The sequence below is a fragment of the Myxococcus sp. SDU36 genome (assembly GCF_030168875.1).
GTDB classification, from domain to species: domain Bacteria; phylum Myxococcota; class Myxococcia; order Myxococcales; family Myxococcaceae; genus Myxococcus; species Myxococcus vastator.
In genome coordinates, this window is sequence record NZ_CP077414.1 from 7,320,586 (window position 1) to 7,335,258 (window position 14,673).

13 protein-coding genes are annotated in these 14,673 nt (G+C 71.3%); 5 read left to right on the top strand and 8 right to left on the bottom strand.

The window, feature by feature from the left end:
* The first annotated feature begins 105 nt into the window (after positions 1–105).
* Positions 106–2,172, top strand: coding sequence for a neutral/alkaline ceramidase (locus tag KGD87_RS29840; protein WP_284664343.1), 2,067 nt, complete (start codon positions 106–108; stop codon positions 2,170–2,172).
* Between the two features lie 13 nt (positions 2,173–2,185).
* On the opposite strand, the gene KGD87_RS29845 is transcribed toward KGD87_RS29840, so the two are convergent.
* Positions 2,186–3,595, bottom strand: coding sequence for a serine/threonine-protein kinase (locus tag KGD87_RS29845; protein WP_284664344.1), 1,410 nt, complete (start codon positions 3,593–3,595; stop codon positions 2,186–2,188).
* 132 nt (positions 3,596–3,727) lie between these two features.
* On the bottom strand, positions 3,728–4,780 hold the full coding sequence (locus KGD87_RS29850) for a DNA ligase (RefSeq protein WP_284664345.1): 1,053 nt from the start codon (positions 4,778–4,780) through the stop codon (positions 3,728–3,730).
* 170 nt (positions 4,781–4,950) lie between these two features.
* Here KGD87_RS29850 and KGD87_RS29855 point away from each other — a divergent pair, with 170 nt between their 5' ends.
* From KGD87_RS29855 to KGD87_RS29865, 3 genes are all read left to right on the top strand, one after another.
* Entirely contained in the window at positions 4,951–5,439 is a 489-nt protein-coding gene (locus KGD87_RS29855) for a gluconokinase (protein WP_284664346.1), read from the top strand.
* Between the two features lie 115 nt (positions 5,440–5,554).
* Positions 5,555–6,196: a carbonic anhydrase gene (locus KGD87_RS29860; protein WP_284664347.1), complete on the top strand. Its 642-nt coding sequence runs from the start codon at positions 5,555–5,557 to the stop codon at positions 6,194–6,196.
* A 14-nt stretch (positions 6,197–6,210) separates the two neighbouring features.
* The gene (locus KGD87_RS29865; protein WP_284664348.1) at positions 6,211–7,911 is read left to right on the top strand and encodes a dihydroxyacetone kinase family protein; all 1,701 of its coding nucleotides are present in this window, start codon (positions 6,211–6,213) and stop codon (positions 7,909–7,911) included.
* Between the two features lie 24 nt (positions 7,912–7,935).
* On the opposite strand, the gene KGD87_RS29870 is transcribed toward KGD87_RS29865, so the two are convergent.
* From KGD87_RS29870 to KGD87_RS29880, 3 genes are all read right to left on the bottom strand, one after another.
* Entirely contained in the window at positions 7,936–8,274 is a 339-nt protein-coding gene (locus KGD87_RS29870; RefSeq protein WP_284664349.1) for a CBS domain-containing protein, read from the bottom strand.
* Between the two features lie 158 nt (positions 8,275–8,432).
* A complete protein-coding gene (locus tag KGD87_RS29875) occupies positions 8,433–9,080 on the bottom strand; it encodes a DUF481 domain-containing protein (protein WP_284664350.1) in 648 nt (215 codons plus the stop codon).
* Between the two features lie 181 nt (positions 9,081–9,261).
* Positions 9,262–9,888 carry a phenylalanine--tRNA ligase beta subunit-related protein gene (locus KGD87_RS29880; protein WP_284664351.1) on the bottom strand — a complete coding sequence of 209 codons (627 nt, stop codon included), beginning with the start codon at positions 9,886–9,888 and terminating at the stop codon, positions 9,262–9,264.
* A 185-nt stretch (positions 9,889–10,073) separates the two neighbouring features.
* Between KGD87_RS29880 and KGD87_RS29885 the strand changes: the two genes are divergently transcribed.
* Positions 10,074–11,696 carry an ABC-F family ATP-binding cassette domain-containing protein gene (locus KGD87_RS29885; RefSeq protein WP_284664352.1) on the top strand — a complete coding sequence of 541 codons (1,623 nt, stop codon included), beginning with the start codon at positions 10,074–10,076 and terminating at the stop codon, positions 11,694–11,696.
* A 56-nt stretch (positions 11,697–11,752) separates the two neighbouring features.
* On the opposite strand, the gene KGD87_RS29890 is transcribed toward KGD87_RS29885, so the two are convergent.
* The 3 genes from KGD87_RS29890 to KGD87_RS29900 all read right to left on the bottom strand — a co-directional run bounded on the left by KGD87_RS29890 (position 11,753) and on the right by KGD87_RS29900 (position 14,625).
* On the bottom strand, positions 11,753–12,514 hold the full coding sequence (locus KGD87_RS29890) for a PH domain-containing protein (RefSeq protein ID WP_284664353.1): 762 nt from the start codon (positions 12,512–12,514) through the stop codon (positions 11,753–11,755).
* Entirely contained in the window at positions 12,507–13,088 is a 582-nt protein-coding gene (locus KGD87_RS29895) for a PH domain-containing protein (protein ID WP_284664354.1), read from the bottom strand. The genes KGD87_RS29890 and KGD87_RS29895 overlap by 8 nt, the downstream gene beginning before the upstream one ends.
* Positions 13,089–13,215: 127 nt before the next feature.
* Positions 13,216–14,625 (bottom strand): hypothetical protein, encoded by a 1,410-nt coding sequence (locus KGD87_RS29900; protein WP_284664355.1) that lies wholly within the window; start codon positions 14,623–14,625, stop codon positions 13,216–13,218.
* Positions 14,626–14,673 lie beyond the last annotated feature (48 nt).

The window sequence follows — 14,673 nt, forward strand, 5'->3', positions numbered from 1 at the left end:
CTGTGGCCCGCTCGACGGCTCGTTCTTCCGGTACTGCGCGTCCGCCCTGAAGCGTTATCCACTTCCACTCCGGGGGGATGTCCCCTGGCGCCTTGGAGGCAGGCCATGCGCACCTACTTCGTCCGGCACCTGCTGGCGCTCTTGCTCGTGCTCGCGACGGGCGCCCAGGCGGCCCACCCGCCCTGGCGGACCTCTCCGCACCCCGAGTCCTCCGCGTCCGGCCTGACGGGCGCGTGCGAGGACGCGCGCGACTTCCTGCTGGGCACGGGCCGCGCCGACATCACCGGCCCCGCCGCCGAGGTGGGGATGATGGGCTACGGCATGGTGGAGCAGCAGACCACTGGCATCCACCAGCGGCTGCGCTCGCGCGCGTTCGTCATCGCCTCGCCCTGCAACGGCAAGCGGGTGGCCTTCGTCAGCGCGGACCTGGGCATGGTGTTCCAGGCGGTGAAGCAGCAGGTCGTGGAGCGGCTGCGCGCGCGTTATGGCGACCTGTACACCGATGACAACGTGCTGCTGAGCGCCACCCACACCCACTCCGGGCCGGGGGGGTATTCGCACTACACCTTCTACAACCTCACCACGCTGGGCTTCTCGCCGCGGAACTTCGAGGCCATCGTCTCCGGCGTCGTCGCCTCCATCGTCCAGGCGCATGAGCGGCTCGCCGGGGGCACGCTGCGCCTGTCCTCGGGGGAGCTGCTCGGGGCCAGCCGCAACCGCTCTCCCAACGCCTACCTGCTCAACCCGGCCGACGAGCGCGCCCGCTACGCACACGACGTGGACACGCGGATGACGCTGCTGCGCCTCACCCGCGCGGATGGCACCGACGTGGGGCTCATCAACTGGTTCGCCGTGCACGCCACGTCCATGGGCAATGGCAACACGCTCATCAGCGGCGACAACAAGGGCCTGGCTTCGTCCCTCGCCGAGCAGGCGCACGGGGACGGAGACAGTGACGCCTTCGTCGCCGCCTTCGCCAACGCCAACGAGGGCGACGTGACGCCCAACATCCTGGGCGGCACCCACGGCGGCGGCGCCGACGACTTCGAGGACACGGACCTCTCCGGCCGCAAGCAGTACGACTTCGCCGCGAAGCTGTGGGCACAGGCGAAGACGCCCCTCACGGGCGGCGTGGACTACCGGCACGTCTACGTGAAGATGGACGCGGTGGACGTGGCGCCATCCTTCGCGGACGGCGCGCCGCGAGCCACCTGCCCGGCCGCCATCGGCCTGTCCATGCTGGCGGGAGCGGAGGACGGGCCGGGCGTCGGCGTGGAGGGCGTCACCTGCGCTGGTGGCCAGGATGCCTGGGGACAGTTCAGCTGCTCGCTCGCCACCACGCCGTGCCAGGCTGAGAAGCCCATCGTCCTGGAGACGGGCAGCATGCGGCCCGCTCCGTGGACGCCGGAGGTGCTGCCCCTGCAGTTGGTCACCCTCGGCAACCTGGCGCTGGTGGCGGTGCCCTTCGAATTGACGACCATGGCGGGACGCCGCCTGCGCGACACCGTGGAGACGGCGCTGGCGCCCACGGGGGTGACAGACGTCGTCATCGCGGGCCTGTCCAATGCCTACTCAGGCTACGTGGCCACCCGCGAGGAGTACGCGCGCCAGGACTATGAAGGCGCCTCCACGCACTTCGGCCCGTGGACGTTGGCGGCCCTCCAGCAGCACTTCCACCTGCTGGCCACCTCGCTGCGGGACGACGCCGGTGTGCCGCCCGGGCCCACGCCCAGGGACTTGCGCCAGGAGCAGCTCAGCCTCCAGCCCGGCGTGGTGTTCGACGACAAGCTCCTGTGGGTGGACTTCGGCGAGGTCGTCACCGACGCACAGCCCGCGTACTCGCGCGGCGACACGGCGCGCGCCACCTTCTGGGGTGGGCACCCCAAGAATGACCTGCGGCTGGAGGGCACCTTCCTGCTCGTGCAGCGGCGCGAGCCGGACGGCACCTGGACGGACGTGGCCACCGACGCGGACCCGGCCACGCGCTACCAATGGAAGCGCGAGAACTGCGTGCCCACGCTGGCGTGCTCCCACGTCACCGTGACGTGGCGCATCCCCGACGACGCGGCGCCGGGCACCTACCGGCTGGTCCACGAAGGCCACTGGAAGTCGGGCTGGGACGGCAACGTGCGGCCCTACTCCGGCGCGTCGCGGACCTTCACGGTGAAGTGACGCCGGGCCCGCGTCAGAGCACCACCTCCGCGCGCATCAACGTGGACGCGGGCGTGGTCAGCCGGTGGGGTTGCACGCGGCGGATGAGCTCGCACAGCCGGGCGGACGGGTTGATGAACTGCACGCCCACGCCCGTGGACAACATGCCCCACGTCTGGGCCTGGGCGGCGTCCACGTGCCGCACCACCTCGCCCGCGCACTCCACCAACTCGCCGGCCAGCAGCAGGGTGAACTCCAGCCGGTTGAACAGGCGCGGGAAGGGGTCCGCGCAGCACATGAAGAGCCCGCCCTGGGTCAGCTCCGTGCACAGCACCTCCACGTCGCCCGTGCCGGAGCGGCGCCGCACCCGCGCCACCCACGTCAGCGGCGGGGTGAGCATGTTGGGCTCCGTCGCCGGGCCTTCGGAGTCCAGCCACGCCAGGGACGGCACCGGCGTGTGGCTGCGCGGCGGCGGCGTCTGGGGTGACAGGGCGTCCGCCAGCGGCTGGGCGGCGGCCAGCAGCAGGGCCTCCTTGAACTCCAGCGCGGTGGCGTAGCGGTCCTCGCAGCGGCGCGACAGCGCGCGCAGCAGCACCTCCGACAGCGCGGGCGGCACCCCGGGCACCAGCAGGTGCGGCGGCGGCGCGCCCACCGGGCCCGTGCCCAGCGCCAACTCCACCATCTGCCCCCGCTCGAAGGGGAGCTGCCCCGTGGACAGGTAGTAGGCCGTCACCGCCAGCGCGTAGATGTCCGCGCGGCCGTCCACCGGCTGCCCCGCGGACTGCTCGGGCGCCATGTACGCTGGCGTGCCCAGGACGATGCCCGCCGCCGTCTCATCCTCGCCCGGGTGGGGACGGCGCGCCTTGGCCACGCCGAAGTCCAGCACGCGCAGCGACGGCGGCTCCCCCGCGTGCCGCACCACGAAGAGGTTGTCCGGCTTCAAGTCCCGGTGCACCACGCCGCACCGGTGCGCCGCGTCCAGCGCGTCACACGCCTGCGCCAGCAGCGACACCAACGCCGCGGGCACCATGGGCCGGGGCAGGTGCGACATGGGCACGCCCTCCAGGTACTCCATGACGAAGTAGTGGAGGCCGCCGGGCGCCTCGTTGATGTCGAAGATGTGGACGATGTTCGGGTGGCCCACCACGTTGACCGTGCGTGCCTCCGCGTAGAAGCGCGCGCGCAGGCTTTCGTCCCGGCCCAGGTGGGGGTGCAGCACCTTCACCGCCACCCGCGCGCCAATGCGCGTCTGCTCGCCCAGGTAGACGGTGCCCATTCCTCCAGCGCCCAGCCGGCGGACCAGCCGGTAACTCCCCAACGTCTGGCCCGTGAGGTCCACGGGAGGGGCCTCCGCGTCGCCCGTGGACAGGTACACCTGCGTCCAGGGCTCGCCGCCACACGCCACCTCGTAGGGATGCTCGGTCAGACAGAGCTCGCAGTGCATGGTTCCCTGAAGCAGACACCAGGGTGGCGCCTGGGCGCGCATCACCCCGGGCACGCACCGTCTGTCAGGTGGCAATGCGGCGCCGCTCCGTCGACCAGCGGACCGGTGACTCCTGCCGTGGGACGGCTGGCCTCAGCGCGCGGCGAAGGGAGCCGCGTCGACGCGCACACCCACGTACGACGGGAAGCGTGGCACGCCGTCGTTGGACAGCTCCTGGTAGCGGAAGGTGATGATGGCTCCCACGGGCGGCGGCGCTGCGCGCTCCGCGTCCGACAGGCCCGTGCCCACGCTGAAGCGCGTGCCGTTTCGCAGCTCCACCTCCAGCGCGCCCAGGCGGCCCTTGTGGCGGCCCGCGCCCGCGACGTGTCCCACCACGCGCGCTTCGTCGTCCTTGAAGCTCTTGACCTTGAGCAGCGTGTGGGAGCGGCCCGCCTCGTAGCGCGAGCCGGGCTGGCGCAGCATGAGGCCCTCTCCACCCAGCGCCTCCACGCGCGCCAGCTCCGCGCGCAGGTGCGGCGTGCCGTCACAGCGCGCATGGGCGTGCCACTGCGCATACGGGGGCTTCGCCTCCTCCATCCACTGCCGGCAGCGCTCCAGCCGCGCCTCGAACGTGCCCTCCACGCCGGGCGCGTCGAAGGCGACGAAGGCCAGCTCCTTCCAGTCGTCGCCGCGGTCCTGCCGGCGGACGATGCTCACCGTGCGCTGGAAGCGCTTGCGCCCGCCGAACAGCTCCCCGTCGAGCGGGAAGTCCGGCAGCCCCGCGGTGAACCACTCTGGCGCGAGGAACGCGTTGCCCAGCCGCGACCAGAACTGCTTCCCGTCCCAGTACGCGCGCACGCCGTCCAGCTTCTCGCTCAGCCACCAGCCGGTGAGGTCCACGTCGTTCTCCCACGACTGGGCCAGCAGCAGGGGCGGGGCCTGGGGGGCGTCGCCGGCCGACGTGCTCCTCGCCGGGCGTGCGGGGACCGCGGGAGCGCCGGACGCGTCACCGCCGATGCGCGCGTTCTCCGCGTCGTCTCCGCGCACGCGGCGCAGGTGCTTGCAGGTGCGCCGCTCGATGCCCACCGACTGGTTGCGCCAGGCGGGACACGAGCACGAATACACACCGCCGGTGTTCTTGAGGATGTAGGGCTTGGAACCCGAGCCCTGAACCGAGACCTGCTCCCCGTCCGCGATGTCCGCCATGACCGACCCTCCGCGCCGCATCCCAGGCGGCGATGGGATGAAGCATACCCCCTGGGTCCGACGTTCCGGGACGTGATGCGGTGGGCATTCCGAGTCGGAAGGGGTGGCGCGAGGCCACCGGGCGCCCCACGATGTGTCAGAGGGCCCAGGAACCAGGAGGAGTCGCGTCAATGGTCGTCATCGTCATGGGGGTGTCCGGAGCGGGGAAGACGACGGTGGGCCGCACCCTGGCGGCCGAGCTGGGCTGGCGCTTCGTCGACGCGGATGACCTGCACCCGCGCTCCAACGTGATGAAGATGGCCGCGGGCGCGCCGCTGACGGACGAGGACCGCGCCCCCTGGCTGCGCAAGCTGCGCGATGAAGTGGCGCGGACGCTGGCGCGGGGCGAGGACGTGGTGATGGCGTTCTCCGGCCTCAAGCAGGCCTACCGCACGCTGCTGGAGGAGCTGGACCCCGCGCACGTGAGGTGGGTGTTCCTGCACGCGCCGCATGAGGTGCTCGCCCGCCGGATGTCGCAGCGCCAGGGGCACTTCATGCCCGCGTCCCTGCTGGAGAGTCAGATGGCGACCATTGAGCTGCCCTCGCGCGCGCTCAGCGTGGACGTGACGCCGCCGCCAGCGGACATCGTGAAGCACATCCGCGACGCGCTCGGTGTCTGACAGCCGAACTCCCGTGTCGAAGCGGTGGGGCGGCCCGCCCCCTGGCCGCCTGGCTGGTGTATAGCGCTCCGCTGGGTTGCCACGTTTCCCTTCACCCGCCCGCGAGGACCACGCCATGTCCACCATTCCGACGCCACCCATCTCCGCCCAGGACGCCCTCGCGCGGCTTCGGGAGGGCAACCAGCGGTTCGTGATGAACGTGCGCAGCGTGGAGAACCCGCTCGGCCGCTCCGCCCGGCAGGCGCTGGTGGCGGGGCAGAGTCCCTTCGCCATCATCCTCTCGTGCTCGGATTCGCGCGCGCCGTCGGAGTACATCTTCGACCAGGGGCTGGGCGACCTGTTCGTCATCCGCGTGGCGGGCAACGTCGTCGCGCCGTCGCTGGTGGGCAGCGTGGAGTTCGCGGCGGCGAAGTTCGGCACGCGCCTGGCGGTGGTGATGGGCCATTCGCACTGCGGCGCCATCCAGGCCACGCTGGACTACGTGCGTGACGGCACGGGCGCGGCGTCCGACAACATCCGCGACATCGTGGAGCGCTGCCGCGAGCCGGTGACGACGGTGGTGAGCGCCGCCGGGCCGAAGGCGGACCCGGAGTTCCTGCTGAAGGAAGCCGTCCGCGCCAACGTCCGCAACTCCTGCGACCATCTGCGCCATGGCAGCGGCCTGCTGGAGCGGCTGTGCCGGGAGGAAGGCATGCGCATCGTCGGCGCCGAGTACTCGCTGGAGACGGGCGTGGTCGACTTCTTCGACGGCGTCTGAGAGAGGACACGTTCATGAAGAAGCTGGTCAACGCCCCTCGCGCGGTGGTGCGGGAGATGCTGGAGGGCCTGGTCTCGCTCGCCCCCGGACAGGTGCTGCTGGAAGGGGAGTCGGTGGTGCTCCGCGCCGACACGCCGTCCGACGTCCACGCGCGCAAGGTGGCCGTCCTCTCCGGCGGTGGCAGTGGCCATGAGCCGGCGCACGCGGGCTACGTGGGCGCGGGCATGCTGGACGCGGCGGTGGCGGGTGACGTCTTCACCTCGCCTGGCACCGACGCCGTGCTGGCCGCCATCCGCGCCGTCGCGGGGCCCGCGGGCGCGCTGCTCGTCGTGAAGAACTACACCGGGGACCGGCTCAACTTCGGGCTCGCCGCCGAGCTGGCGCGCGCCGAGGGCATCCCCGTGGAGCTGGTGGTGGTGGCGGACGACGTGTCCCTGCACGACACGGTGGAGCCCGCGCGGCGCCGGGGCATCGCTGGCACGGTGCTGGTCCACAAGGTCGCGGGCGCGGCGGCGGCCTCGGGCGCGTCGCTGCGGGACGTCCTCCGCGAGGCCACCGCGGCGGCGGAGGCGCTGGGCACCATGGGCGTGGCCCTGGGGCCCTGCACCGTGCCCGCGGCGGGCAAGCCGGGCTTCACGCTGGAAGAGGACGAAATCGAGCTGGGCCTGGGCATCCACGGCGAGCAGGGCGTGCGGCGCGTGCCGATGCAGACGGCGGACCGCCTGGTGGACACGCTGCTCACCACCATCATCGAGGACCGGCGCATTGGCTCGGGAGACCGGGTGGTGCTGCTCGTCAACGGACTGGGCGGCACGCCGCCCATGGAGCTGGCCATCGTCGCCCGGCACGCGCTGGCCGTGCTGCGCCAGGGCGGCATCCGCGTGGAGCGCGCGTGGTGCGGGACGTTCCTCTCCGCGCTGGAGATGCCCGGCTGCTCGTTGACGCTGCTGAAGGTGGACGACGCGCGGCTGGCCCGCCTGGATGCGCCCGCGGATGCGCCCGCGTGGCCCGGCGCGGGACGGCTGCCGAAGGAGCCGGGGGTGTACCGGCCTTCAGTTGCTTCGACGTCGGCATCCCTCCCGGCGGAGGCGCCGCTGCCAGGGATGGACCGCTTCCGGAAGGCAGTCCTGCGGGTGGCGGATGCGTTCGAGCTGTCCGAACCCCGGCTGACAGCGCTCGACAGCGCCGCGGGCGATGGTGACCTGGGGCTCAGTCTGGTGCGTGGCGCCGAGGCGATTCGCGCGCTGCCGGAGGACGCGTGGACACGCCCCGCGCGCGCGCTGACGGCGCTTGGCGACGCGTTCCGGCGCAGCATCGGCGGCAGCTCGGGGCCCTTCTATGCGACGGCGCTGCTGCGTGCCGCGCGGCGGCTGGCGGAAGGGCCCGCGGAGGCCTCCGCGTGGGCCGAGGCCTTCGACCTGGCCGTCAGCGCCGTGTCGGAGCTGGGCGGTGCGCGGCCTGGAGATCGCACCATGCTCGATGCGCTGCGGCCCGCCGCGGATGCGTTCGCGAAGGCGGTGCGCGGCGGGCAGGGGGCTCGCGAGGCCTGGGCCCTGGCGGTGCAGGCGGCCGAGGCGGGGGAGGAGGCGACGTCCCGGATGCAGCCGCGCCTGGGCCGCGCCAGCTACCTGGGCGCGCGCGCCGTCGGTGTGCCGGACGCGGGCGCCGCCGCCGTGGTGGTGTGGATGAAGGCGCTCACGCCTGTCATCGGCTGAGCGCCTTCATCCATGCCTCCGCGCCTACTGCACCCAGCGTTTGCTGGTCTGGTACACGTCCACCAGCGGGGAGACCAGGGTGATGCGCGGCCCCCAGCGGGTGGCGTCCTCCAGGTCCTCCTCCCGCAGGGATTTCAGTGAAAGAATTTCCGACATACAGGCCAGGGGCGCGTGCTCCCAGATGCGGGTGAGGTCGTCGGCCGTCACGTCGCCGATGAGCTCACCGTGCACGTCGTCCACCACCGGCAGTCGGCTCAAGCCATACCGCTGCATCAGTGACAGGGCCCTCACCACCGTGTCCTTCGGGAAGAGGGTCACTGCCTTCGCCACCGTGTCCTTGCGCTCCACATCCAGTTCCGTCATCGCCGGCCTCGCCACCCTGTTGTTGCCCTGCGAGTCACGGTAGCAAGACGGTTGCCAACAACCGGGGCGCCTCCGGGCGGGGGCGGGGAGGCGGGTGAGCGCTGGCTGCTGTCGCCGGGGTGACAATCTCCCTGGGCGGAGCGGGGCCCGTGGAGGGGCTACAGCCGGATGCCCACCGAGGTCCGCAGCTGGGTGTCGAGCTTGGGGACGGTGAGGGGCGGGGAGTTGTCGAAGGCGACGTTGAAGCCGATGCTGACGGTGAGCCGCTCGTTGGGCTTCACCTCGAAGATGGTGTCGTTGAGCAGGCGGACGTCAGCGAAGTTCGTCACGCGGGGCTGGACGTAGAGCGTCTGTACCAGGGCGACGTTCTCCATGAACTCCAGCCGCCCCAGGATGTAGCTGGACAGGCGGGGGTCGGTGCGGAACGTCCCGGCGTCGGGTTCGGCGTCCCGGCGGATGCGCTCGTGCTCCAGCATCAGGGCGACGCCCACCACCAGCTTGGTCTTCTTGTCCGTCAGCAGCTTCACCCGGGGCCCGGCGCCCAGCAGGGCCCGGAACTGGATGCGGCGGAACTCGTCGAACTCGTGCTGGAGGAACGTCTCGCCGGAGAGCCGCTCCGTGAACTGGTAGCGGTAGCGGACGTGCTCCAGCACCTTGCTGACGATGACCTCATCGGCGGCGAAGGCGTACTCCCCCCGGACGACGCCCATCCAGGTGTGATTCTCCGTGCGCCACTGGCCCACCAGGGCGCCGCGCAAGCTGAAGAGGTCGATGCTGCCCGTGCGCCAGTCCGCGCCCAGGTCCACGGCGGCCGAGCGCCCCGGGCCGTGTTCTCGTCGAACAGCGCCTGGACGTTGATGATTTGCGCCGCCGCCGTTGTCGCATGAAGCCACGCGAGCAGCAGCAGCGCCCACCTGCTGGATTTCAGTTCCGACATGCCCCGGGTCTGCACCGTCGGCCTGCATGTTTCAAGGGCGACGGCGCATCTCAGGGCAGGCGCTCCACCGTGGCCCCCGCGCGCTCCAGCAGCTCCCGGTACCAGTCGAAGGCCCGGGCGGTGCGCGCTCCCAGGGCCTTGGCGCCCCAGAGCACGGTGAGGGTGCGGCGGGTGTCCGCGTTCGTCTTGGTGCGCTGCGCGTCCTTGACGGCGTTGGCGCAGGGCCCCACCGCGTCGAAGAGGCACAGCAGGCCCGCCAGGTCGATGCTCTGCCCGGACGCGTTGAAGACGTACTGCGCGCCCTCCGGAGCCACGCCCACGCGGAAGGGGGCAATGGCCCGGTCCAGGTCCACCACGCTGATGGGCAAGCCGCTGTGCAGGGACACCGCGTTGCAGACATCCACGGCCAGGTTGATGGCGCCCAGCGAGCCGTCACCCGAGGCGCGCACCAGGTACTCCGACGCGGGCTTGCCACGCCCGGTGGGCTTGTAGCCACCGTGGCGGAGCATGTCGCGGATGGCGCCGCGCACGGTGTCGTCGCTGGACAGGGGCGCGGTGGCGTCGGGCTTCAGCAGCGCCACCAGCCACTCCGAGGAGGGCAGCTCGCCCAGCGGCCCGGGGAAGATGGTGGTGAAGGCCAGCGTGTCCAGGGAGGGGTGGGCGTCGACGGTCAGCACGGCGAGGCATTCTATGCCACGGCGCCCGTAGGGGCAGGTCCCACTTCCAGCCTGGGGCTGGGGGCTTCCCTGCCTGTCCGCTCCCGTGCAAGAGAAGTCGCCTTCCAGGGGTTCGGAACATTCTTCCCGGGGCGCGCTACGTGGCATAAGGGCGCCGCACCCGCTTCCGGGCCCCCCGCACGCACATGATTCGTCTCGACAACATCAGCAAGCAGAACGGCCAGCAGATTCTCTTCATCGAGGCCTCCGCGGCGCTCCACAAGGGGGAGAAGGTGGGCCTCGTCGGTCCCAACGGGGCCGGCAAGACGACGCTGTTCCGGATGATTACCAGCCAGGAGCACCCCGACGAGGGCCAGGTCGCGGTCGACCGGGGCGTCACCATTGGCTACTTCAGCCAGGACGTGGGTGAGATGGAGGGCCGCAGCGCCGCCGCCGAGGTGATGGACGGCGCGGGCCCGGTGAGCACGGTGGCCGCCGAGCTGAAGGAACTGGAGGCGGCCATGGCCGACCCGGACCAGGCGGACAACATGGACAAGCTCGTGGAGCGCTACGGCCTGGTCCAGGGGCGCTTCGAGGAGCTGGGCGGCTACGCGCTGGAGGGCCGCGCGCGGGAGATTCTGGCGGGCCTGGGCTTCACCCAGGAGATGATGGACGGCGACGTGGGCGCGCTGTCGGGCGGTTGGAAGATGCGCGTGGCGCTGGCCCGCATCCTCCTGATGCGCCCGGACGCGATGCTGCTCGACGAGCCGAGCAACCACCTGGACATCGAGAGCCTCATCTGGCTGGAGGAGTTCCTCAAGAACTACGACGGCGCGCTGCTGATGACGTCGCACGACCGCGAGTTCATGAACCGCATCGTGAACAAGGTGGTCGAAATCGACGGCGGCTCGCTGTCGACGTACACCGGCAACTACGAGTTCTACGAGCAGCAGCGGGCGATGAACGAGAAGCAGCAGCAGGCGCAGTTCGAGCGCCAGCAGGCCATGCTCGCCAAGGAGCTGAAGTTCATCGAGCGCTTCAAGGCGCGCGCCTCGCACGCCGCGCAGGTGCAGAGCCGGGTGAAGAAGCTGGAGAAGATTGAGCGCGTGGAGCCGCCCAAGCGGCGTCAGACGGTGCTCTTCGAGTTCCAGCCGGCGCCGCGCTCGGGCGACGACGTGGTGAGCCTGAAGAACGTGAACAAGGCCTACGGCAGCCGCACCATCTACGAGGGGCTGGACTTCCTGGTGCGCCGCACGGAGCGCTGGGCCGTCATGGGCGTCAACGGCGCGGGCAAGTCCACGCTGCTGAAGCTGGTGACGGGCGCCACGCAGCCGGACACGGGCAACGTGGCGCTGGGTGGCAGCGTGAAGCTGGGATACTTCGCGCAGCACGCCATGGACCTGCTGGACGGCGAGCGGACGGTGTTCCAGGCGCTGGAGGATGCCTTCCCCCGCGCGGGGCAGGGCTCGCTGCGGGCGCTGGCCGGCTGCTTCGGCTTCTCCGGTGACGAGGTGGAGAAGAAGTGCCGCGTGCTGTCCGGCGGTGAGAAGGCCCGGCTCGTCATGGCGAAGATGCTCTTCGACCCGCCGAACTTCCTGGTGCTGGACGAGCCCACCAACCACCTGGACATGGCCACGAAGGAGATGCTGATTACGGCGCTCTCCCGCTACGAGGGGACGATGCTGTTCGTCTCCCACGACCGTCACTTCCTGGCCGCGCTGTCCAACCGCGTGCTGGAGCTGACGCCCGAGGGCATCCACCAGTACGGCGGCGGCTACACCGAGTACGTGGCCCGCACCGGCCAGGAAGCGCCCGGTCTGCGGAGCTGAGGCACCGCGCGGCTGCTGGGAGCGGGGCCACGGGCCGAGGGCGCGTGCCCCGCGGCTCAGGACTCCGCTGGGCCCTGCTCGGACCAGGTGCTTCGGAGCGCACGGACCTCGGCCAGCAGCTCCTGGGCGGCGGCGTGCGTGGTGGCCGAGGGTGGAGCCGACGCAGGGAGGGCCGGCTCGGGATGCTGCGGCTCGCCCAGCCCCGCGTCCCGGTGCATGCGCACGCGCGTCATGATGACGTCGCGAATCTCCTCCGGGTTGTTCACGCCTCGGAAGTGGGCCTCGTGCAGGCCCTCGGTGTGCGCGGCGTCCGCCTCCTGCGAGCCGCGTCCGCCGCCTCCCGCCGTCTCCACCTTCACGTTGGCGATGCCGAGCACCCGCTGGAGCGGGTTCTGCCGGATGGAGACCTGCTGGATGTTGGCGAAGGTCATCGTCTTCTCCTGGAGGGAGACGAGCCCTTCCCGGATGCGCAGGCTCCGGTCGGAGAGGATGTACCAGCGGAACTCGTAGTCGAGCCACGCCACCAGGAAGCTGATGGGAAGCTGCACGATGAAGGCGAGCCAGGCGAAGGACTCGACGACCCACACGACTTCTTCTGCCCAGCGGAAGGGAAGGTGCGGGACGAACCGCCTCAGCGCCACCCAGCCGAAGAGCAAGCTCGCCGTCAGCCCCACCTGCTTCAGTGCCCAGTGAAGCAACTGGTACTGTCGATGCCGGGGCGCGGCGCGGAAGACGCGCACCATTCTTCCTTCGGGGATGTGGGGCGCGGGTGGGACCTTGAGCAGGCGCAGCAGCCAGACGTGACGCGTGTCAGACATCCTGCTTCTCCCGCGTGGCGCCGCTGTTCAGGCTGAGCCGCAGGGCACGCACCTCCTCGGCAACCTCACGGAGCGTGGCCGCCAGCGCGTCAGGGTCACCAGCGGGCATGGTGCGTGCGTGCTCCTGCGTGGGTGTGGGCCGCTCGCGGCTCCCGCGCATCCTCGAATAGAGGAAGTCCCGCATGGCCGCGTAGGCGGGAACGCCCTCAATGGTGATTTCCGCCTGCGAGTTGCCGCTCGCCGTCTGGATTTGGATGCGCGCCAGCCCCAGCCAGCGCTCCAGCAGGTTGCTGGACAGGTGGATGTCCTGGATGCGCGCGTAGGTGAGGGACACCTCCCGCCGGAAGAGGATGCCCCAGCGGACGGTGATGCCCTCGTCGTCCAGCGTGTAGCGCAGCGTCTGGAACTTGAAGTAGCGGATGAGCCCGAGGATGGGGAAGCCGGGCCCGGCCAGCAGCGCGCTGACGAGGTAGTAAGTGAGCAGGCTTCGGTGAGGCTGCAGCACCGTGGGCAGGCGCGACAGGAAGCCCCCGTCGCGGGGCACGGCTGTGAGGGCGTGGGGCGAGTCGGTCATGGGCGGCCGTGCAGGGTGGTGGTGATACGGACGGGCGCCAGCGCGATTGCACCGGCCCGCCCGCGATTCTGCGCTCAGGGGGAGGGGAGCGGCCACCCCCCTCCCAGGCGTACCTGCCGGCGGTGACTCAGAGCGGGGCGTCCGTGGCGCAGCTCGGCGCGCCGCTCTCCGCGGTCAGCCGGGCGAGCGACTTCGGGGCCGCGTCCGTGTAGGGCGAAACGCCGAGCACCAGGCACGTCCGGTACACGAGCGCGCGGCTCTCGGGGAACGCGGTGATGGGGAGCGAGGCGCCGGCGTTGAAGTACACGGAGCCCAGCGCGGAGCCGTAGAACGGGCTGCTGCCCCACGCGAACTTCTTGCCCGTCACCGGCGTCGCGGCCGACAGCCCGCTGTACTGCGCGGACTGGAAGGGCCATTCGCCCGCGGAGAAGCCCCCGCTGAGCAGCGCCCGCCCCGAGGCCGCCCGCGTCGTCCCGGTGTTGAGGCTGTAGCCGCCGTACACCAGCCCGGCGTCCTGGCCGAGCTTCAGCTCGACGAGCCCCAGCTCATACAGCACGCCGGAGGCGGGGTGCCGCGCCAGCAGCGCGTGGTACTTGCGCGTGTTTCCGATGGGCTCGTTCCACGTCCAGTTCGCCTCGGTGGTGAGCGCGCCCGCGGCGGCCACGCCGGTCGTGAAGTGGTGGAGGGAGTCGCCCCACTGCACGTTGTTGAGCGTGGCGCTGGCGGCGGCGTCCGCGAACTCGACGACGCCGTAGGGGCCTCGCATGTCGAAGGACAGCTGGCCCGCGGTGGCCTCACCCAGGTCCATCCGCGTGTCGATGCGCGGGAAGTCCGTGCCCTTCTGGAAGACCCATTGGATGGTGACGGGCACCATGAACTTCTGATGCGCGGCGTCCGCCGCCGCCGTCGCCTCCGTCACGTTGGCCATGGCGGCGCGCGTGCCCCACTTGGGATACCGCAGCGTGAAGCGGTGACTGGCGGAGGTGGACGCTGGCGTTATCTCCGAGCGCGAGGCCTCCACCGGGAAGCCCAGCCCCAGCGGCGAGTCATCCTCGCCATGCCGCCCCGCGATGGTGCCGGACGTGCCGTTGTCGAAGGTGCGGTACAGCTCGTGGGCCACGAAGTAGCCGAAGCCCGCCTCGCCGCCCGCCGTGCCATCCACCGTCACCGTGCGCCACTCCGCGCCAGCGGGCACCTGGTAGGTCATCTGCACCGCGTAGCCGCCGTTGCCAGCGGGAGACTGCCGCTTGAGGGACACCGTGCGAGGGCGTCCCTGGGCGTCCGTCCAGGCGTAGCGGTCCACGGGGATTCCCGCCACCGTGGTCGTCTCGCGAGAGACGCCATCGCCCTGCTCGGAGGTGGGCTCGGGGCCGGCGTCCGGAGCACCCGCATCCGGCGTTCCGCTGTCGCCGCTGCCTCCGTCCGTGACGCCGGCATCCTCCGGGCCTTCCCCGGGGCCGTCGTCGCTGTCGCAGGCCCCCAGCGCCAGCGCCATTCCCAGCCAGAGCCTGGCGAACCGTCGTCCGTTCTTGGTCATGGGCACAGTTATCCCGGAAAAAGGGAGACTTGCGCCAGGGCGGCCCGG